The 20,570-nt window shown below is 71.5% G+C and carries 15 protein-coding genes; 6 read left to right on the forward strand and 9 right to left on the reverse strand.

Annotated elements, in window-relative coordinates:
- Positions 1-197 precede the first annotated feature (197 nt).
- The 3 genes from ACFE86_RS13165 to ACFE86_RS13175 all read right to left on the reverse strand — a co-directional run bounded on the left by ACFE86_RS13165 (position 198) and on the right by ACFE86_RS13175 (position 6,493).
- On the reverse strand, positions 198-1,733 hold the full coding sequence (locus tag ACFE86_RS13165; protein ID WP_375455783.1) for an efflux transporter outer membrane subunit: 1,536 nt from the start codon (positions 1,731-1,733) through the stop codon (positions 198-200).
- Positions 1,734-1,989: 256 nt separating this feature from the next.
- A complete protein-coding gene (locus tag ACFE86_RS13170) occupies positions 1,990-5,136 on the reverse strand; it encodes an efflux RND transporter permease subunit (RefSeq protein WP_375455784.1) in 3,147 nt (1,048 codons plus the stop codon).
- Between the two features lie 28 nt (positions 5,137-5,164).
- Positions 5,165-6,493, reverse strand: coding sequence for an efflux RND transporter periplasmic adaptor subunit (locus ACFE86_RS13175; protein ID WP_375455785.1), 1,329 nt, complete (start codon positions 6,491-6,493; stop codon positions 5,165-5,167).
- Between the two features lie 479 nt (positions 6,494-6,972).
- On the opposite strand from ACFE86_RS13175, the gene ACFE86_RS13180 reads away from it, so the two are divergent.
- On the forward strand, positions 6,973-7,983 hold the full coding sequence (locus ACFE86_RS13180; RefSeq protein ID WP_375455786.1) for a CobW family GTP-binding protein: 1,011 nt from the start codon (positions 6,973-6,975) through the stop codon (positions 7,981-7,983).
- Positions 7,984-8,018: 35 nt separating this feature from the next.
- Here ACFE86_RS13180 and ACFE86_RS13185 read toward each other — a convergent pair whose 3' ends face one another.
- Positions 8,019-8,276 (reverse strand): hypothetical protein, encoded by a 258-nt coding sequence (locus ACFE86_RS13185; protein WP_375455787.1) that lies wholly within the window; start codon positions 8,274-8,276, stop codon positions 8,019-8,021.
- 160 nt (positions 8,277-8,436) lie between these two features.
- Here ACFE86_RS13185 and ACFE86_RS13190 point away from each other — a divergent pair, with 160 nt between their 5' ends.
- Both ACFE86_RS13190 and ACFE86_RS13195 read left to right on the forward strand, forming a co-directional pair.
- Complete coding sequence (locus ACFE86_RS13190) at positions 8,437-9,699, forward strand: O-antigen ligase family protein (RefSeq protein ID WP_375455788.1); 1,263 nt, start codon at positions 8,437-8,439, stop codon at positions 9,697-9,699.
- Positions 9,700-9,802: 103 nt separating this feature from the next.
- Entirely contained in the window at positions 9,803-13,084 is a 3,282-nt protein-coding gene (locus ACFE86_RS13195) for a PAS domain-containing protein (protein ID WP_375455789.1), read from the forward strand.
- 15 nt (positions 13,085-13,099) lie between these two features.
- Here the strand turns inward: ACFE86_RS13195 and ACFE86_RS13200 are convergent, their stop codons facing one another.
- The 3 genes from ACFE86_RS13200 to ACFE86_RS13210 all read right to left on the reverse strand — a co-directional run bounded on the left by ACFE86_RS13200 (position 13,100) and on the right by ACFE86_RS13210 (position 15,150).
- Complete coding sequence (locus ACFE86_RS13200) at positions 13,100-13,408, reverse strand: hypothetical protein (RefSeq protein WP_375455790.1); 309 nt, start codon at positions 13,406-13,408, stop codon at positions 13,100-13,102.
- The gene (locus ACFE86_RS13205) at positions 13,405-13,719 is read right to left on the reverse strand and encodes an EthD family reductase (protein WP_375455791.1); all 315 of its coding nucleotides are present in this window, start codon (positions 13,717-13,719) and stop codon (positions 13,405-13,407) included. The genes ACFE86_RS13200 and ACFE86_RS13205 overlap by 4 nt, the downstream gene beginning before the upstream one ends.
- Before the next feature lie 99 nt (positions 13,720-13,818).
- Positions 13,819-15,150, reverse strand: coding sequence for an NAD(P)/FAD-dependent oxidoreductase (locus tag ACFE86_RS13210; RefSeq protein ID WP_375455792.1), 1,332 nt, complete (start codon positions 15,148-15,150; stop codon positions 13,819-13,821).
- A 364-nt stretch (positions 15,151-15,514) separates the two neighbouring features.
- Between ACFE86_RS13210 and dgcN the strand changes: the two genes are divergently transcribed.
- On the forward strand, positions 15,515-16,534 hold the full coding sequence (dgcN, locus tag ACFE86_RS13215) for an N-acetyltransferase DgcN (protein ID WP_375455793.1): 1,020 nt from the start codon (positions 15,515-15,517) through the stop codon (positions 16,532-16,534).
- Positions 16,531-17,517, forward strand: a complete 987-nt coding sequence (gene dgcA / locus ACFE86_RS13220; RefSeq protein ID WP_375455794.1) for an N-acetyl-D-Glu racemase DgcA — start codon at positions 16,531-16,533, stop codon at positions 17,515-17,517. Before dgcN ends, dgcA begins: the two co-directional genes overlap by 4 nt.
- Before the next feature lie 14 nt (positions 17,518-17,531).
- On the opposite strand, the gene ACFE86_RS13225 is transcribed toward dgcA, so the two are convergent.
- Positions 17,532-18,314 (reverse strand): class I SAM-dependent methyltransferase, encoded by a 783-nt coding sequence (locus ACFE86_RS13225; RefSeq protein ID WP_375455795.1) that lies wholly within the window; start codon positions 18,312-18,314, stop codon positions 17,532-17,534.
- Between the two features lie 11 nt (positions 18,315-18,325).
- Complete coding sequence (locus ACFE86_RS13230; protein WP_375455796.1) at positions 18,326-19,534, reverse strand: MFS transporter; 1,209 nt, start codon at positions 19,532-19,534, stop codon at positions 18,326-18,328.
- 346 nt (positions 19,535-19,880) lie between these two features.
- Between ACFE86_RS13230 and ACFE86_RS13235 the strand changes: the two genes are divergently transcribed.
- Positions 19,881-20,570, forward strand: a 690-nt coding sequence (locus ACFE86_RS13235) for an ABC transporter substrate-binding protein (RefSeq protein ID WP_375455797.1), incomplete at its 3' end; no start/stop codon positions are given.

A 20,570-nucleotide genomic window follows, 5' to 3' on the forward strand; every position in this document is an offset into this window, starting at 1 on the left:
CGGCACCAAAGAGATCGAAGCAGGCATTCGTGGACGAGGCCACGAATGCCTGCTTTGTAGACCGGCAGGACGCCGCCGAGATGGCATTCCCGGTGGCCCACCCAATCCCCCTTCGAGGAAGGGTCGAGCCAATCCGCGCCGAGGGGGCCGTCGTTGACGATGAGAGACGATGCCGGCGTTCGGCCGCCAGCGGAGGCTCAGAGGAACGTCAGCGGGTCCGTGTCGGGCGGAGGCGGGGCCACGTCGGCGCGGTTCCACCAGCCGCCGCCGAGCGCCTGGAACAGGGCCGCGGTGTCGGCGTACTGCGTCGCCCGCGCGCCGACGGCGGTGACCAGCGCCGAGAGGTAGCCCTGCTGGGCGATCAGAACCTGCGTGCCGTTGATCGCGCCGGCCGCGTACTGCTTGCGGATCAGGCCGAGGCTCTCCCCCGTCGCCTTCTCGGCGGCGGACGCGGCGGCGACCGCGGCGGCGTCGGACTGGAGCGCGCGGAGCGCGTCGGCGACGTTCTGGAAGGCGGCGATCACCACCGCGCGGTACTGCGCCTGCGCCTGGGTCAGCGCCTCCTCGGAGGCGCGCTGGCGCCGGTAGAGGGTGCCCGCGTCGAAGAGCGGCTGCGTCGCCTGGCCGAGGATGCTGAAGAACCCGGCGCCGGGGTCGGCGAGCTGGGCGAGCCGCACCGCGCTGGCGCCGCCGACGGCGGTGATGTTGAACTGCGGCAGGCGGTTGGCCACGGCAACGCCCACGTTCGCGCTCGCCTGCCGGACCAGGGCCTCGGCCGCCTTCACGTCCGGGCGCTGCTGCACGAGCCGCGAGGGCAGGCTCACCGGGAGCCGCGTCGGCAGGCGCAGAGCCGTGAGCGCGAAGGTCTCGGCCACCTCCTCGCTCGGCAGGCGGCCGGCCAGCGCGGTGAGCAGGTTGCGCTGCTGCGCGAGCGCCTTCTCCAGCGGCGGCAGGAGCTGCTGCGACAGCGACAACGCGGCCTGCTGCTGCACCACGTCGGCGCCCGCGATCTGACCCAGCGCGAGCTGCCTGTTGTACAGGGTCAGCACCTCGGTCTGCGCCTGGACGACCTTCTTCGTCGCGTCGATCTGCGCGCGCAGCGCCGCCTCCTGGATCGCGCCGGCGACGACGTTGGCGGTGAGGCTGAGATAGGCGGCCTCCAGTTGGAACCGCTGGTTCTCGGCACTCGCCTCCAGCCCCTCGATCGTGCGGCGGTTGCCCCCGAACACGTCCGGGTTGAACGCGACCACGACCTGCGGCGTGTACAGGCTGTAGAGGAACTGGTTCTGGTTCTGCAGCGGCGATTGCAGGTCGAGGCCCGGCGCCTTCGCAGCCAGCGCCTGGGGGTTGGCGGTGACCGCGGGGTAGAGCGTGCCCTTCTGCGCGAGCACGTTCTGCTGCGCGATGCGCAGGGCGGCCTGCGCCGCCTCCAGGTTCGGGTTGTTGGCGAGCGCCTCGGCGACGAGGCGGTTCAGGGCCTTCGAGCGGAACAGCGTCCACCACTGGCCCGGGATGTCGGCACCGGACACGAAGCTCTGGTCGGCCGGGCCGCCCTGGGGGGTGGCGATCCTGTCCGCGGCGCTCGGGTCCTTGAGCGGTTCCTTCGTGTAACGCGCGACCGGGGGTGCCTCGGGCGCGATGAAGTCCGGGCCGACCGCGCATCCCGACAGGCTCGCGGCCGCCAGCAGGACGGCCGCCCGCGCGGACCGGCCGATCAGGGTCGTATCGATCATGACGCCCCCGATACGACGCGCGCGCGCGACGGCGGCCCGGCGTAAAGGAATGCGAGGGCCGCACGAGTCAATCCGGGCTCGGCGGAGGCGGCCGAAGCGGCGGGAAGGCGTGTCGCCGGTGCCAGGGGTCGCGGGCGGCGGCAGAGGCGTCCGTCCAAGCAGGCGCGTCCGTCCAAGACCGGCGCGCTCGCCCTCCCCCCTCTGCGGGGGAGGGGGGAGGAAAGGGGGACGAGCATCGCGTCGAGGACGCGCCCCATCACGCTGCCGCCCGGTGCGCGGCCGGCCGCGCATCCGGGTTCGGCCGGCGCCGCGAGAACAGCGAGATCAGCACCGGCACCACCACGAGGATCAGGTTCGGCGCGAGCAGGATGCCGCCGACCACCACGAGCGCCAGCGGCTTCTGCACCTGCGAGCCGATGCCGGTGGAGATTGCCGCAGGCAGCAGGCCGACGCAGGCGGCGACGCAGGTCATCATGACGGGCCGCATCCGCACGATCGCGGCGTGCCAGACCGCGTCCTTGCGCGCCCAGCCCGCCTCCATCAACTGGTTGTAGTAGGCGAGCAGGATCACGCCCTCCATCGTCGAGATGCCGAAAAGCGCGATGAAGCCGATCGCCGCCGAGATCGAGAAGGCGGTGCCCGTCAGCGTCAGGGCGAAGATGCCGCCGATCATCGCCATCGGGATCACCGACAGGCCGAGCAGCATGTCGGCGACCGAGTTGAAGTTGACGAACAGCAGCAGCGCGATCAGGGCCAGGGTGATCGGCACCACCAGGCTGAGGCGGGCGACCGCGTCCTGCAGGTTGGTGAACTGCCCGACCCATTCGAGGTGGTAGCCGGACGGCAGGCGCACCGCCTGCTCGACCCGGCGCCGCGCCTCGATCACCGTGCCGCCGAGGTCGCGCCCGCGCACTGAGAACTTCACCGGGATGTAACGCTCCTGGTCCTCGCGGTAGATGAACGAGGCGCCCGACACGAGGTCGATGTCGGCGATCTCGGAGAGCGGCACCTGCACCACCCCGCCGTTGGGGTTGGCCGCGCCGATGGTGATGTTGCGGATGGTGGCGAGCGACGAGCGGTATTCGCGGGCGAGCCGCACCCGCATCGGGAAGTGCCGGTCGGAGCCGTACTCGTAGAGGTCGCCGGCGATCTGGCCGCCGATCGCCGCCTGGATCGTCGTGTTCACGTCGCCGATCGAGAGGCCGTAGCGGGCGGCCTTGCGCCGGTCGACGTCGATCCGCACCGTGGGCTGGCCGAGCGAGGCGAAGACGGAAAGGTCGGTGACGCCGGGCACGGTGGCGAGCACCGCCTTCACGTCGTTGGCCGCCTTGGTGATCGCGGCGAGATCCGTGCCGTAGACCTTGACCGCGTTCTCGCCCTTCACGCCCGAGGCCGCCTCCTGGACGTTGTCCTCGATGTACTGCGAGAAATTGAACGCGATGCCGGGGAACTCGGAATCGAGGCGCTGCGACAGGCCGGCGACGAGCCCCTCCTTGTCGAGGCCCTTGCGCCACTGGTCGATGGGTTTCAGGGGCGCCAGGATCTCGACGTTGAAGAAGCCGGTGGCGTCCGTGCCGTCGCTCGGCCGGCCCTGGTGCGAGATCACGGTGACGACCTCGGGCACCTCGGTGAAGATCCGGCGCAGGCGCTCGACGTAGGCGTTGCCGGCCTCGAGCGAGATCGAGGCGGGCATCGTTCCGCGGACGTAGAGGTTGCCCTCTTCGAGCCTGGGCAGGAACTCCAGGCCGAGGTTCCTCGCGGCGATGCCCGCCACCATCAGGATCGCGAGCGTCACGCCGACCGAGAGCACCCGGTTGCGCAGGCCGAACCTCAGGATGATCTCGTGGCCGAAGCGCAGCAGCTTCACGATCAAGGTGTCGCGCTCCTCGACGTGACGCGGCAGGATCAGCGCCGAGAGCGCGGGCGAGACGGTCAGGGTCGCGAGCAGGCCGCCGACCAGTGCGTAGGCGTAGGTCTTGGCCATCGGCCCGAAGATGTGGCCCTCGACGCCGCTCATCGTGAACAGCGGCAGGAAGCCGACGATGATGATGGTGGCCGAGAAGACGATCGCCCGGTTCACCTCCGATCCCGCGAAGGCGATGGTGCCGAGCCGCCCGGTCAGGCCGCCCGGCGCCGGCTGGCCTTCCGAATGATGCGGCTCGGAGAGGTGCCGGAACACGTTCTCGACCATGATGACGGTGGCATCGACGATCAGCCCGAAATCGATCGCGCCGAGCGACAGAAGGTTTGCGGAATCACCCCGCACCACCAGGATCAGGATGGCAAAGCCCAGCGCGAAGGGGATCGTCGCCGCGACGATGATCGCGCTGCGTAAAGATCCCAGGAACAGCCACTGCACCACGAACACCAGCACCACGCCGAAGACGAGGTTGTGCATCACCGTGTGGGTCGTGGTGTGGATCAGGCCCGAACGGTCGTAGATCCGCTCGATCCTCACCTCCGGCGGCAGGATCGTCGAGGCGTTGATCTTGTCGATCTCGGCCTCGACCCGCTTCAGGGTCGGCAGGCTCTGGCCGCCCCGGCTCATCAGCACGATGCCCTCGACGATGTCGCGCGCGCCGTCGTGACCGACGATGCCCAGCCGCGGCGCGTTCGAGACGCGGACCTCGGCGACGTCGCGCACCAGCACCGGCGTGCCGGCGACCTGCGTCAGCATCGTGTCGCGGATGTCGTCGATGTCGCGGATCAGGCCGACGCCGCGCACCACCGCCGACTGCTCGCCGACGTTGAGCGTCTGGCCGCCGACGTTGATCGAGGCGTTGTTCAACGTGGTGACGAGCTGCACCAGGGTCATGCCCTGGGCCTGGAGGCGGTTAAGGTCGACGGCGATCTCGTATTCCTTGGTCTTGCCGCCGAAGGCCGTCACGTCGACGACGCCGGGGATCGCCTTGAACCGGCGCTGCAGCACCCAGTCCTGAAGGGTCTTCATGTCGGCCGGCGAGTAGCCTTCCGGTCCCACGAGCTTGTAGCGCATGATCTCGCCCACCGGGCTCGTCGGCGAGATCTGGGGCGTGGCGCCGTTGGGCAGCGCCGGCGCCTGCGAGAGCCGGTTCAGCACCCGCTGGAGCGCCTCCTCGTAGGTGAACGCGTAGCTGAACTGCACCTTCACGTCGGACAGGCCGAACAGCGAGATCGTGCGCACCACCTGCGCGTTGGGGATGCCGGCGAGCGCCACCTCCAGCGGGATCGTGATGTAACGCTCGATCTCGTCGGCCGACTGGCCGGGGTTCTGGGTGATGACGTCGACGAGCGGCGGGACCGGATCGGGATAGGCCTCGATGTTGAGCTGCGTGTAGGCGGCGCAGCCCGCCGCCAGCATCAGCAGGAACATCAGGCAGACCAGCACGCGCTGGCGGAGCGAGAAGACGATCAGGCTGTCCATCGCCCCGCCCCCCCGTCGTCCCGGCCGGTCACGACGCCTTGTCGCCCGACGCGGCGCGGTCGATGAACAGTGCGCCGCGGGTGACGACCTCCTCGCCAGCCGCCAACCCCTGGACCACCTGCGCGTTGTCGCCGTTGACGAGGCCGAGGATGACCTCCCGCGCCTCGATCACGCCGTCGGGCCGGGCGACCCAGACGTGGGCGCTGGCGCCCTCGTAGACGATCGCCGCCAGCGGCAGGGCGGGCGAGGGCTGCGTCTTGCCGGTGACGATCGTGAAGGTGGCAAACATCTCCGGGCGCAGGACGCGCTCGGGGTTGTCGACCTCGCTGCGCACGGCGAGCCGGCGCGTGGCCGGGTCGAGGCTCGCCGCCATGTAGTTGACCCGCGCCTTGAACACCCGGGCGCCGAAGCCCGCGACCCTCGCCTCGACCTCCTGGCCGATGCGGATCTTCGGGATCTCGCTCTCGCGCACGTTGGCGATCAGCCACACGGTCGAGAGGTCGCCGATCACGAAGGCCGGATCGCTCGACGCGGTCAGATACTGGCCGATGCCGACCTTGCGCTGGACGATGGTGCCGGCGATCGGCGCCTGGATGCGGGTCTCGGCGCTCATGGCGCCGTTGCGCTCGAAGCCGGCGATCTCGGCCTCGCTCTTGCCGAGCAGCCGCAACCGGTTCCTCACCGCGTCGAGGGTGGCTTGCGCGGTCTTCAGGTCGCTCTGCGCCGCGATCACGTCGTTCTGGGCCGACTGGTAGTCCTTCAGCGCCACGGCCTTGGCCGCGAACAGCTCCTGCTGGCGGGCGGCGATGGTCTGGTCGAGCCTGAGCAGCGCCTGCTGCTTCTGGATGGTGTTGAGCGCGGCCTGATACTCGTTCTGCGCCTGCACCATGTCGGTGGCCTCGATGACGAGGAGCACGTCGCCGGCCTTCACGTCGTCGCCGGCCCGCGCCAGCACCTTGGTGACGCGGCCGGAATAGGGCGAGGCCACGGGCACGTTGTCGTCGTCGTTGAGCGCGATGCGCCCCTCGGCCGAGCCCTCGGGCCGGAACGTCATCGTCGCCACGGGAAGGATCTCGAAGGCGGCGCGCTGCGCCTTGGTCGGGCGGAACACCCGCTCGGCGGAGCCGGCGGACGCGTCCGGGTCGGCGACCGCCTCCGGTTTGCCGCGGAGCACGCCCTCGGCGTAGGCCGCGACCGTCTCGACGAGGCCGCGGACCGGCTGCGGGAACACCGCGACCATCGCGACGAGCGTGATCGCCAGCACCGCCGCGACCGGCAGGAGACCCCGGCGACGCCCGTGGCGGGATGGCGCCGCCCGGGTTTCGGTATCGTGCTCGAGCGGGTTGCGGGCGTCCATCGCGATGCCGTCTTCGGGTCGTGGCCGCCGGGCGGCGCAGGGCGGACGGTCCGTGCCGCGGTCCGCATCGAACCGATCGATGGTGCTTTTGTAAGGCAGGCCGGCGCAGGGGCGGGCCCGATGCGGGCGGGTCGTTCGCTGGCTGGCCGATAGCCCGCCCTCCCGGCCGGCACAATGGTCGAGTCCGGGGGACGCGCGGTGACCGGGGCCGCTACGGCGATCACGTTCGGAGTAGCGGGTCAAGCGGGACCCGGACGGCCTTCCGCGACCATGTCACGACGGACGGGCTTGCAAAGCTGACGGGCTTGCAAAGCTGACGGGCTTGCAAAGCTCTCGCGAAGGCCGGCGGCATCGCGCGGAGCCGAGCGCGTCGGGCTGCCTCGGTGCTTCCATCCGCCGGGCCAGGATACGATATGATGTTTCATCGGCGGCTCGCGGACCTGCGGACCGTCCTCCCGTGCCCTCACCGAAGAGCCCCCATGTCCGGATCGTCAATCCCCGCCTCGCAGAGCCCCGCCGGCAAGATCCCCGCCGGCAAGATCCCGGTCACCGTGCTGACCGGCTACCTCGGCGCCGGCAAGACCACGCTCCTGAACCGCATCCTCACCGAGAACCACGGCAAGCGTTACGCGGTGATCGTCAACGAGTTCGGCGAGATCGGCATCGACAACGACCTCGTGGTCGGCGCCGACGAGGAGGTGTTCGAGATGAACAACGGCTGCGTCTGCTGCACCGTGCGCGGCGACCTGATCCGGATCATGGACGGGCTGGTCAAGCGCCGGGGCAAGTTCGACGCGATCATCGTCGAGACCACGGGGCTCGCCGACCCCGCCCCCGTCGCCCAGACCTTCTTCGTCGATCAGGATGTGGGCGAGGCTGCCCGCCTCGACGCCGTGGTGACGGTCGCCGACGCCAAGTGGCTCTCCGACCGGCTCAAGGACGCCCCTGAGGCCAAGAGCCAGATCGCCTTCGCCGACGTGATCCTGCTCAACAAGGCCGACCTCGTCTCGGAGGCCGATCTCGCCCGCGTCGAGGGCGAGATCCGGGCGATCAACCCCTACGCCAAGCTCCACCGCACGCAAAACTGCGACGTGCCGATCGAGGCGGTGCTCGGGCGCAACGCGTTCGACCTCGGCCGCATCCTCGACCTGGAGCCCGACTTCCTCGAGGAGGGCCATCACCACCATCACGACGACGAGATGCGGTCCTTCTCCGCGCGCATCGACGGACCGGTCGACCCGGACAAGTTCATGCCGTGGATCTCGAACCTGACCACGGTCCAGGGGCCGGACATCCTGCGCTGCAAGGGCATCGTCGCGTTCCCCGACGAGCCGCGCCGCTTCGTCTTCCAGGGCGTGCATATGATCCTCGACGGCGACCTCCAGGCCGCGTGGAAGTCCGGCGAGGACCGCTCCTCGCGGGTGGTGTTCATCGGGCGCAAGCTCGACGCCGAGGCGATCCGCGCCGGGTTCTTGGACTGCGCGGCCTGAGGGCTATCGGCGCCGGATCGTGACCGAAGGCGGCGTCACGATCCCAGGAGCTTGATGAAGGCGGCGCCGTCGCCGAAGAACGCGGCGCCGGCCGCCATGCCGGACAGTGCGATCTGCCAGGGTGCGAGCATCCGGTCGCGCTCGAGCTTCCGCGCCTCATGCTCGAGTTTCATCGACTCGGCCATCAGCGTCTTCCGCCCGGCCACGAATCCTTCGCTCTCCTCGCGCTCCCGGCGGATGCGGCCGACCAGATTTTCCTGATCCGTTGGATGCAGTGCTGCCGTGTCAGCCATCGGGGCGTATCCTCGACCCCGCGACGGGTTCCTCACGATAGGCGCTTGGTCGGTGCCGCTCGAGCGCCTCGCCGTTCCGTCAGCCGAATCTCAACCATTCCCGTCCATGGCTGGCCGACGTCGTGCGGGCCCGCGTTCCAGGCCCGCGGAGTCCGCGTCCATGGCCGCCATCGCCGTTCCGGGCCCTATCCTGCCGCAACCGGGCATTCCGGTGATCCGGGTGGTCTACGGGCTCGCCAGCGCCATGCTCGCGGCCTTCGTGTTCTTTGCCTGCTTCGCCTTCTCCGACACCTCGCCCTACGACGTGATCGCGATCCCGACGATCCTGGTCTGGGCCTGCCTCGGCATCCGGCTGCATAGCGGCGCGGTGCCCCTCGTCGTGCTACTGACGCTCTATCTCGGCGCCATCGTCGCGGCCCTGTTCCCCTACCTCGACGAGGCGTTCCCGCTCACCTGGACGATCCAGCTCGCCTACCTCGCGCTGACGTGCGTGTTCTTCGCGATGTACTTTTCCGACGACACCGAGGCCCGGATGGAGCTGGCGTTGAAGGCCTACACCGCGAGCTGCGTGTTCTCGGCGGCGCTCGGCATCGTCGGCTACCTGCAATGGCTCGGGATCGAGGACCTGTTCTACAAGTACGACCGGGCGTCGGGCACCTTCCAGGACCCGAACGTGTTCGGCTCGTTCCTGACGCTGGGCGCGCTCTACCTGATGCACGGGCTGCTCACCGCGACGGCACGGAGGCCGGTGCTGTCGCTGGCCGCCCTCCTCGTGATCCTGGCCGGCATCTTCCTGTCGTTCTCGCGCGGCTCCTGGGCCGGCACGTTCGTTGCGACGGTGGTGATGATCGGCTCGGTCTACGCCACCAGCGGCCCGGGCCGCCTGCGGCGGCGCATCGTGGGCCTGAGCCTCGCGACCCTGGCGCTCGGCGCCGTCGCCGTGGCCGCGCTGCTTTCGGTCGACCACGTGCAGAAGATGTTCGAGACCCGCGCCGCGGTGAGCCAGGACTACGACGAGGGCGAGACCGGCCGCTTCGGCAACCAGCTCCGCGGGATGGCGATGCTGGTCGAGCGGCCGTTCGGGATGGGGCCGATGCACTGGCGCCTGACCTTCGGGCTGGAGCCGCACAACTCCTACATCGGCAGCTTCGCCAACGGCGGCTGGCTCGGCGGCGCGGTCTTCCTCGGCCTCGTCCTGGCGACGGGCTTCGTCGGGTTCCGGCTGCTCGCGCGCGCCTCGCCGTTCCGCGGCCACGCCCAGGTCGTCTGGCCGGCGCTCCTGATGTTCTTCCTCCAGGCGCTCCAGATCGATATCGAGAAATGGCGCCACGTCTATATGATGCTCGGCATGGTCTGGGCGCTGGAGGCGGCGCGGCTGCGCTGGCGATCGGCGCGGCCGGGCGACGGCGTCGCCCGATCGTGACCGACGGGGCCGTTCCGGATACGACCGGCCGCAGGCCCGCGGCGGGTCGCGGGCGGCGATGGGGTTGGGCTTAGCCTCTGGGAAGCCGGCGGGAGAGCGAACGTTGAGCACGATCACCGACGGCGAGGCGGAGCGCGTCGCCGCCCTGCACGCCCTCGCCCTCCTCGACACGCTGCCCGAGGCGCATTTCGATGCGGTGTGCCGGACGGCACGGCGCCTGTTCGGCGTCGAGACCGCCTTCATCGGCCTGATCGATGCCGACCGGCAATGGCTGAAGACGCCCTGCGCCGCGGTGCCGGGCGAGATGCCGCGCGCGCTGAGCTTCTGCCAGCACACGATCCAGGGCGATGCGATCCTCGTCGTCCCGGACGCAAGGCGCGACCCGCGCTTCGCTCGGAGTCCCCTGGTGACGGGAGACGTGTCTCGAATCCGGTTCTACGCCGGCGTGCCGCTGAGCCTCGCGCCCGGCATCCGGGTCGGCACGCTCTGCCTCGCCGACCCGGAGCCCCGCGACCTCTCGCCCGAGGAAGCCGCGGCGCTCGCCGACCTCGCCGAGGTCGTCGTCGCGCACCTGCGCCTGGCCGAGGCGAACGCGGCCCGCGGCCGCGAGGTCGCGGGGCGGATCGCGCACGAGGCGCTGATCGCGCAGCAGGCGCGCGAGATCGAGGGACGCGCGCTGGCGCAGTCGAGCGCGAACCACCTCCTCGTCATGGCCGAGCAGATGGCGAGCGTCGGCAACTGGCGTGTGGACCTGCCGGACGGCCAGCCGGTCTGGTCGGCGGGGCTCTACGAGATCGCCGGCCGCGACCCCAGCTCCCTGCCGCCGCACCTGTCGACATTCGCCGAGCTCTATCATCCGGACGACCGGGAGCGGCTGATCGCCGTCGTCGGCGGCGCGGTCGCGGACGGCCAAAGCTTCGCGTTCGAGGCCCGCGTCCTGCGCCCCGACGGCGCGACGCGCGACGTGGTGGTCCGCGGGACCTGCGAGACCGACGCGTCCGGCGTGGTCACGAGCCTGTTCGGCGTGCTGATCGACATCACGGCCCGGCGGCGCGCCGAGGACGAGGTTCGCCGCAGCGAGAGCCGCTACCGCGGGCTCGCCGACACCCTGCCGCTCCTGGTCTGGGCGATGCGGCCCCAGGACGGCGAGATCACCTACGTCAACGCCCGGTTCCACGACTATTATGGGCCGATCGGCGAAAGCCGCGCCGCGCGGGTCGCCCACAACCATCCCGACGACGCGCCGGCGATGGAGCTGGCGTGGCGGGAGGCGCGGGCTTCGCACCAAGCCTATGCCGGGCAATGCCGCATCCGCCGCCACGACGGCGCCTACCGCTGGCACAAGATCTCGATGACGCCGGTCCGCGTCGGCGGCGAGGGCGGCGTCATCGAGTGGCTCGGCACGGCGCTGGACATCGACGAGATCGTTACCGCGCAGCGGGCCGAGGAGGAGGCCCGTGGGCTGCTGCGGATCGCCCTGGAGGCCGCCGATGCCGGCACCTGGGACTGGGACATGCGCGCGGGCGTGACCCTGCTGTCCCCCGAGAGCCTGCGCATCCACGGGCTTCCGGAATCCGGCACGGCGCGCGGCATCACCACGGCCGAGTGGACCGCCCTGGTCGATCCCGAGGATTCCGGCGACGTCTGGAACGAGATCCGCCGCGCGATCGACACCCGCTCCACCTTCGCCGCCGAGTTCCGGGTCGGGCCGCGCTGGGTCTACGCCCGCGGTCGCACCCTGTTCGGGCCGGACGATCGCCCCGTCCGGATGGTCGGCCTTCACCTCGACATCACCGAGCGCAAGGCCACCGAGGCGAGCCTGCGCGCGCTCACCGTCGAGGCGCAGGCGGCGCGCGCCGAGGCCGAGCGCGCGAGCGAGGCCAAGAGCGAGTTCCTCGCCGCGATGAGCCACGAGATCCGCACGCCGCTGAACGGCATCCTCGGCTACGCCGACCTGCTGCTCGACGAGCCGCACCTGCGTCCCGAGGACCGGCGCCGGCTCGAACTGATCCAGGGCTCGGGCACCGCGCTGCTGACCGTCGTCAACGACATCCTCGACTTCTCGAAGATCGAGGCCCGCCAGCTCACCCTCGATCCGGTCTCGTTCCCGCTGGTCGCGGTGATCGACGACACCGTGTCGATCGTCCGCGGCGGCGCCCTGAAGAGCGGCCTGCGGATCGAGACCCGGATCGAGGCCGGGCTGCCCGACTTCGTCTTCGGCGACGCGAGCCGCCTGCGCCAGGTGCTCCTGAACCTCCTGAACAACGCGGTGAAGTTCACGCCCGAAGGCTCGGTGACGCTGTCCGTCCGCCGCGAGGGCGCACGGCCCGGGGGGGAGGCCCTGCGCTTCGAGGTGACCGACACCGGCATCGGCATCAGCCCCGCGCAGCAGGACCGCCTGTTCAAGCGGTTCAGCCAGGTCGACGGCTCGATCAGCCGGCGTTTCGGCGGCACCGGCCTCGGCCTCGTGATCTGCCGCCGCCTGCTCTCGATGATGGACGGCGAGATCGGCGTCGTGAGCCGCGAGGGCGCCGGCTCGACCTTCTGGTTCACCCTCACGCTGCCGACCGGGGAGAGACCCGCCCCGGAGGCGCCCGCCGCGTCGCCCACCGTGTCCGCGCCGGACGCCGGCCGCCCGTTGCGCCTGCTCCTCGTCGAGGACGTCCCGCTCAACCGGGAACTCGCCTGCGTGGTGCTTCAGGCGCAGGGCTACGCCGTGGACGTGGCGGGCGACGGCGCCGAGGCGCTCGCCGCCGTCGAGGCCGCATTCGAGGCCGGCCTCGGCTACGACCTCGTCCTCATGGACGTGCAGATGCCCGGCATGGACGGGCTGACCGCGACCCGCCGCATCCGTGCGATGCCGCCGCCGGCCGGCGACGTCCCGATCGTGGCGATGACCGCCAACGTCCTGCCGAACCAGGTCGAGGACCTGCACGCGGCCGGGATGGACGACCATGTCGGCAAGCCCTTCCGCCGGGCCGACCTCTACGCGACGATCGCCCGCTGGACCGGGACGAAGCGCGAGCGGCCGCGGTCCGTCCCGGCCGCCGAGCCGGAGATCCAGCCGGCGATCCTCGATCGCGCCGTCCTCGATGCCCTGGAGAACGGGTTCGGCAGCGGCCGCGTCGGCGCGCTGCTCGACCTGATGGCGGGCGAACTGCGCGAGCGTTTCCGCCCCGGCGAGACCGACCGGGTCCAGATCGCCCACGACGCGCACGCCCTGATCTCGGCCGCCGGGATGCTCGGCTTCATCAAGCTGTCGCGCCTCTGCCGCGAGATCGAGACCGCGGCCCATGGCGGGACCGAGCTCTCGCCGCTGATCCGCCTCCTGGAGATCCAGCGCGCCGAGGTTCTGGGCGCCATCCGCAGCCTCCGGGCGGCCTGACCCGCCGCCGGGCCGTCAGGCCGGCGGCAGCGCGTCCTCCGCGGGATCGGCCGTCCAGGCGGTGGCAAAGGCGGCGAGCGCGCGGGCGTTGCCGAACGCCATCACCGTCACCGCGCGCTCCGCCGGCATGGCGCCGGGATGGGGGGCGAGCAGGATCGTCCTGCGCAGGAGCCGCGCGTCGGGCGCGTGCTCGGCGACCCAGCCTTCCGCTGCCGGGCTGAGCCGGTCCGCCGCCACGAGCGCGCGGGAATCGGGGCGCAGGACGATGACGCAGGTCCCGAGGCTCGGGTCGGCGGCCCGGACAGCCTGGACGACGTCGATCACGCTGCCGCCTCGGGCAGATCGTTGATCTGCACCGCGGCCTGGGCGTCCGTGAACGTCGGGATGTCGGCGAAGATTTCCGGCCCGTGCGCGCTGGCGGCCGCGGCGAAGGCGTCCGCCGATGCGAAGGTCAGCAGCGCCATCACCTGGAACGGGGCCGGGCCGCCGTCCGGCGTCCGCAGGCCGCGCACGACCTTGGCCTCGTGCAGCCCCATCGGCGACCAGCGCGCGCGCACCAGCGGCATGTGGTGGCCGAGGTAGTAATCCATGTCGAACCGGGGGCCGGCCGGATACATCACGCTGACGAGGACCATGGCGTCTCGAGGCTCCCTGCCGGCGCGTCCCGCGCGCCACGGCGTCATGCAACCACCGAATGCCGGGCCTGGCAACGGCGGCGCGCCCGCGGGGCGTCCTCAGTGCAGCTTCACCCGCGATTCCGTGCGGCGGGTCAGCGCCCGGGCGGCGGCGTCGAGGGTGGTCTTCACGGTGCCGTGCAGCGCCTGCTCGTGCATCTTGTAGAGCGAGCGGTACATCATCCGGGCGAACAGCCCGGCGATGAACAGGTTCTTCCCGCGGATGAAGCCCATCAGGCTGCCGACGGTGGAATACTCCCCCAGCGAGACGAGCGAGCCGAAGTCGCGGTACCTGAACGGTTTCAGCGGCCGGCCGGCGATCCGGGCGGGGATCTGCCGGATCAGGTGGCTCGCCTGTTGGTGGGCGGCCTGGGCGCGCGGCGGCACCGGCGTGTCGGACCCGGCCTCGACGAGGTAGGCGCAGTCGCCGATGGCGAAGATGCCGGGGTCGCGGGTGGTCTGCAGGGTGGGCGTCACGACGAGCTGGTTGGTGCGGGTGGTCTCCAGGCCGCCGATCTCGTGCAGGAACGGCGGCGCCTTCACGCCGGCCGCCCACACCACGAGCTCCGAGGGGATGAAGGCCCCGTCGGCGAGCGCCACGCCGTCGGCCCGCACCTCCGTGACGCGCGCCCGCACCCGCACCTCGACGCCGATCTTGGAGAGCAGCAGCATCACCTCGGCCGAGAGCCGCTCCGGCACCGCCGGCAGGATGCGCTCGGCCGCCTCGACGAGGGTGATCTTGAGGTCCTTGGCCGGATCGATCCGGTCCATGCCGGTGGAGACCACGTGGCGGACGGTGCGGTGCAATTCGGCCGCGAGTTCGGTGCCGGTCGCGCCCGCGCCGATCACCGTGACGTGGAGCTGCCCCGGCCGCACCGGGCCGTCCTGGGTGTGGGCGCGCAGCATCGCGTTGACGAGGCGCTGGTGGAAGCGCACCGCCTGCTCCTGGGTGTCGAGCGCGATCGCGTGCTCCTTCACGCCGGGCGTGCCGAAGTCGTTGGTGGTTGAGCCCACCGCCATCACCAGGGTGTCGTAGGGGATCGCGCGCACCGGCGTGACCTCGCGCCCCTCCGCGTCGTGGCTCGCGGCGAGCCGGATCGTGCGCGCCGCCCGGTCGAGGCCGGTCATCTGCCCGATCCGATAGCGGAAGTGATGCGCGTGGGCGTGGTGCAGGTAATCGACCGCGTGGTGGCCGACGTCGAGGCTGCCGGCGGCGACCTCGTGCAGCAGCGGCTTCCAGATATGGGTGCGGGCCCGGTCGACCAGGGTGACGTGGATGTTCTTGTCCCGCCCGAGCCTGTCGCCGAGCTTCGTCGCCAGTTGCAGGCCGGCAGCCCCCCCGCCGACCACGACGACGCGGTGCAGGCCGTTCTCGTTCTCGCCCGGTACCATGCTCGGCCTTCTCCTCGCGCGGCCGGACCGGCCGCCCCGTCGACGTCGATGCCGGCCCGCTGCGTCGGACTTGCCCTGACGGCATCCGATACACGGGGAATCCGGCCGCTGCCGTCAAATTATTTTGAGCCGCCCCTCAAGCGGCCGGGGCGCCTGGATGCGCCGCACGGTGGAATGAGGGCGGTCCCGATCCCTGCGGGTCGATCGTCCGGACGTCGGCGCGGGCCGGTCGCCGGGGTCGAGGTCGATGGAGGTCTCCGCGCGCGCAATGCCGGTCTGGCCGTGATCGTGCATTGCCCCGCGGCCGCGATCCCGCGATAGGGACGGCATCCGCGACGAACTGCGCGTGAGGACTTGCCGGACGATGCAGATCGAGACGCCCTACCTGATGTTCCTCGGCGACGTGCCGGACCGGCTGGCGGCCAAGACCGCCTACGGCATCGTCGATTGGCGCCCCGAGTGGTGCATCGGCCAGATGCGGCTGCCGGGCTGTGCCGCCGACCTCGGCATCCCCGACCTCACCCTCGAAGAGGCGCTCGCCAAGGGCTGCCGGACGCTGGTGATCGGCGTCGCCAACGCCGGCGGCGTGCTGCCCGAGCACTGGGTCGCCGAGATCGTCGCCGCGTTGGAGGCCGGCTTCGACGTTGCCAGCGGCCTGCACGCGCGGCTCGGTGCGGTGCCGGCGATCGCGCAAGCCGCGGCGCGGCGAGGCCGGGCGCTCCACGACGTGCGCCACACCGCGGAGACCTTCGCCACCGGCAAGGGCACGAAGCGCCCGGGCCGGCGGCTGCTCGCCGTCGGGACCGACTGCTCGGTCGGCAAGAAGTACACCGTGCTGGCCCTGGAGAAGGGCATGCGGGATCGCGGGATGGACGCGGACTTCCGCGCCACCGGCCAGACCGGGGTGTTCATCTCCGGCCGGGGCGTGGCGATCGACGCGGTGGTGGCCGACTTCATCTCCGGCGCGGTGGAGTGGATCGCGCCGGCCGCCGACCCGAAGCACTGGGACCTGATCGAGGGGCAGGGCTCGCTCTACCACCCGTCGTTCGCCGGCGTCAGCCTCGGGCTGCTGCACGGGGCGCAACCCGACGCCTTCGTGGTCTGCCACGAGCCGACCCGCACGACGATGCGCGGGGTCGGGCACCCGCTGCCGTCGATCCGTGAGGTGATCGACCTCACGGTGCAGCTCGGCCGCCTCACGAACCCCGGCATCCGCCCCACCGGCATCGCGGTCAACACCCAGGCGCTCGATGAGGAACCGGCCCGCGCGCTCCTCGACAAACTCGGCGCCGCGTACGGCCTGCCCGCCACCGACCCGGTGCGCTTCGGCGTCGAAACCCTCGTCGACCGCCTGATCGCCGAGTTTCCGGACACCGCACCGTGAGGCGGCTGACCGTCGCCGTCGAGCGGTTCCCGATCGCCGGCGCCTTCACGATCAGCCGCGGCAGCCGCACGGAGGCCGTGGTCGTCACCGCCCGGATCGCCGACGACGCGGTGGGCGCCGCCGGCTGGGGCGAGTGCGTGCCGTATCCGCGCTACGGGGAGAGCATCGAGGGCGTGGCGGCAGCGATCGAGGCTCAAGCCGACGCGATCGCTGCCGGGCTCACCCGGGTCGAGCTGATGGAGCGGATGAAGGCGGGCGCCGCGCGCAACGCGCTCGACTGCGCGCTGCTCGATTTCGAGGCCAAGGCGCTCGGCCGCCCGGCCTGGAAGATCGCGGGCCTGTCGCAGCCGACTCCCGCCACCACCGCCTACACGCTAAGCCTCGGCACCCCCGAGAGCATGGAGGAGGCCGCGCGCAAGGCCGCAGCCCGCCCGCTGCTCAAGGTGAAGCTCGGCGGCGAGGGCGACCCCGCGCGCATCGCCGCCGTGCGCCGGGGCGCCCCGGACTCGCGGCTGATCGTCGACGCGAACGAGGCGTGGCGGGCGGAGACGATTGAAGCCAACCTCGACGCCTGCCTCGCGGCGGGCGTCGGCCTGATCGAGCAGCCGCTGCCGGCGGGCGAGGACGCGCTGCTCGGCCAGATCGCGCGCCCGATCCCGATCTGCGCCGACGAGAGCCTGCACGACCGCGCCGGCCTGGCGCAGCTCGCGGGCCGCTACGACGCCATCAACATCAAGCTCGACAAGACCGGGGGGCTGACCGAGGCGGTGATGCTCGCCCACGCGGCCCGCGCCCGTGGCCTCGCGCTGATGGTCGGCTGCATGGTCGGCACCTCGCTCGCCATGGCGCCGGCGATGCTGCTCGCATCGTTTGCCGACTACGTCGACCTCGACGGGCCGCTGCTGCTCGCCCGCGACCGCGCGCCGGGGCTCCTGTTCGAGGGCAGCACGATCCACCCGCCGGAACCGGCGCTCTGGGGGTGATCTTCGGGCGCCCCCTACGCCGCCGCCACGGCGCGCGCCTCGATCAGCACCGCATCGAGCCAGAAACTCCCATCCGCCTCGATGCCGAAATGGCGCTGCACCGCGTCCGGCGCCGCTGCCTGGAGCGAGCGGATCGCGGCGACGTGCGGCACGGGGCTGCGCATCCGGGCGATCCAGCTTGCAAAGTCCATGCGCAGGCGCCCGGGCGTGACCGCGTCGAGGGAAAAGCCCGCGGCGTCGAGCATCGCGCGCCACTCGGGCACCGCGTAGTCGCGGACATGCGAGGGGTCGCGCAGCAGTTCCACCGCCTGGAGATGGGTGTCGAGGAGCGGGTCGTCCGGCGCGACGATGTCGGCGAACAGGGCCGGCGCGCCGGGCTTCAGGACGCGGCGCGCCTCGGCCAGCCCCGCCCGGACGTCGCGCCAATGGTGGGCGCTGAACCGGGTCAGCACGGCGTCGAAGCTCGCGTCCGGGAACGGCAGCGCCTCGGCCGCGCCCGCGCGCGTCGCGATGTTGGACACTCCGCGCCGCGCCGCCTCGGCCGCCACCGCCGCGAGCATGTCGGGGGAGAGGTCGCAGGCCGTCACCGCGCCGGATTCGGGCGCGATGGCAAAGGCGACGTGGCCGCCGCCGCAGCCGAGGTCGAGCGCGCGGGCCGGCCGGACCTCGCGCATCCGCGCGGCCATGCGGTCGAGGTCGGCGCCGGCGGCGTGGACCGCGCTCGCGACGTAGGCCGCGGCCTGCGGCCCGAACTGGTCGGCGACGTGCGCTTCGTGGCTGCGGGCCGGTTGCGTCATGGGAGCGTCCTTCAGGTGGCCGGCACCAGCGGCGGCAGGCGCGAGAGCCGGAGCGCGATCGCCAGCGCCAGCCCGTAGAGGCAGCCGACGAAGGCGACGACGCCGCTCCAGCCGGCATGGGCGAAAAACCAGCCGCCCATCGTGCCGAGCGCCGACGAGCCGAGATAGTACAGGCAGAGATACACCGAGGACGCCTGCGCGCGGTCGCGTAGCGCCCGCCGGCCGATCCAACTGCTCGCCACCGAATGCGCGCCGAAGAAGCCGACCGTGGTGACGACGATGCCGAGCACCACGACCCAGAGGCTCTGCGCCAGGGTCATCAGGATGCCGGCCAGCGCCACGCCGATGGCGAGCCACAGCACCTTGCGCCGCCCGAGCCGGCTCGCGACCTCGCCGGTCACCGTCGAGCTCGCCGTGCCGAACAGGTAGACGACGAAGATTGCGCCGATCGCCGTCTGGCTCAGCGAGAACGGCGGGTCGAGCAGGCGAAAGCCGATGTAGTTGTAGATGCACACGAAGCCGCCCATCAGCAGGAAGGCTTCCGCGAACAGCCACGGCAGGCCGTCATCGCGAAAATGCCGGCCGAAGGTGCCCGGCACCTCGCGCCAGGCCATCCGGTGCGCGGTGAAGCTGCGCGACGGCGGCAGCGCCCACCAGAACGCGATCGCCGCGACCAGCGCCAGGACGCCGATCGTGCCGATGCCGATCCGCCACGAGGCGTGGTCGGCGACGATGCCGGCGATCAGCCGGCCCGACATGCCGCCGATGGCGTTGCCGCCGACGAGCAGGCCCATCGACAGGCCGATCGAGCGCCCGTGCATCTCCTCGCCGAGATAGGCCATCGCCACCGCCGGCAGGCCGCTCGCGGCGAGCCCCGTGAGCGCGCGCAGCACCAGGAAGCCGTGCCAGCTCGGCACCACCGCCGCGACGATCGTCAGCACGGCGGACGCCAGCAGCGAGGCGAGCATCACGGGCTTGCGCCCCCACACCTCGGAGACCGGGCTGACGAAGAGCAGCGCCACGGCGAGCACGCCGCAGGGCAGCGACAGGGCGAGGCTGCTCTCGGCCGGCGAGACGCCGAACTCCGCGGCATAGACCGGCAGCAGCGGCTGGACGCCGTAGAGCACCGCGAAGGTCGAGAACCCGGCCGCCGCCAGCGCCAGCGCGGTGCGGCGGAAGGCGGGCGTCCCGGCCTCGATCAGCGACACGCCGTCGTCCATGCACACGAAGCTCCGTCACCGCTGGCGGCAACGGTGTTGGGCCGGGCCGCGGTGACGCGTCAAGTGCAAGAGACAGTGCAAGAGACAGTGCAAGAGACAGCGCGAGAGACGGTCGGGGGCGTCTCGGCGGCGGACAGCCGTGCCGCCTCGGCGCCGGTCCCACCCCGATCGCGTCCCCGGACCGAGCCACTGGCACGAGTCCCGCATGGCAGCGCGCGATCCGGCCGCTTGCCGCGGGGGCGACGGATCGGCCCGAATGATGCGGCGGCCGGTTGACCGGGTGCCGCTTTCTTAGGCATTCAGGGGCGATGATCCCGACGATCCCGTCCGCCTCCAGGAGTTGCGTGTGTCGAATTCACGAATCCGGGCGTTCGCGGCGGGCCTGAGCCTGGCCTTCGCGCTCGCCACGGGGCCGGCCGCGGCCGCCAACGTCTTCCGCTTCGCCTTCCAGGGCGACATCAAGTCCCTCGATCCGTACTCCCTCAAGGAGAGCTTCACGATCGGCATGCACGCTGCCGTCTACGAAAGCCTCATCACCCGCGACAAGGACCTCAACCTCGCGCCGCAACTCGCCGAATCCTGGGAGACGCCCGAGCCGACCCGCTGGCGCTTCCACCTGCGCAAAGGCGTCAAGTTCCACGACGGCTCGGACTTCACCGCCGACGACGTGATCTTCTCCGCGCAGCGGGTGCGGGCGACCGGCTCGAACTTCCAGACGAACGTGCCTTCCGACGCCGAGTTCGTGAAGGTCGACGAACATACCGTCGACATGAAGCTCAAGAAGCCCAATCCGATCGCGGTGTACCAGTTCTCGGGCTGGTACATCATGTCGAAGTCCTGGGCCGAGAAGAACGGCGCCGTTGCGCCGACGCCGCCGACCGCCGCCGCGCCGAGCTACGCCACCCTGCACGAGAACGGCACAGGCCCCTTTGTCATTACCGAGCACCAGCCCGGCGTCCGCACAGTCTTCAAGAAGTTTCCCGGCTACTGGGGCAAGGTCGAGTCGAACCTCGACGAGGCGGTGTTCACGACGATC

Origin of the sequence: uncultured Methylobacterium sp. (assembly GCF_964244095.1) — a bacterium.
Classification (GTDB): Bacteria; Pseudomonadota; Alphaproteobacteria; order Rhizobiales; family Beijerinckiaceae; genus Methylobacterium.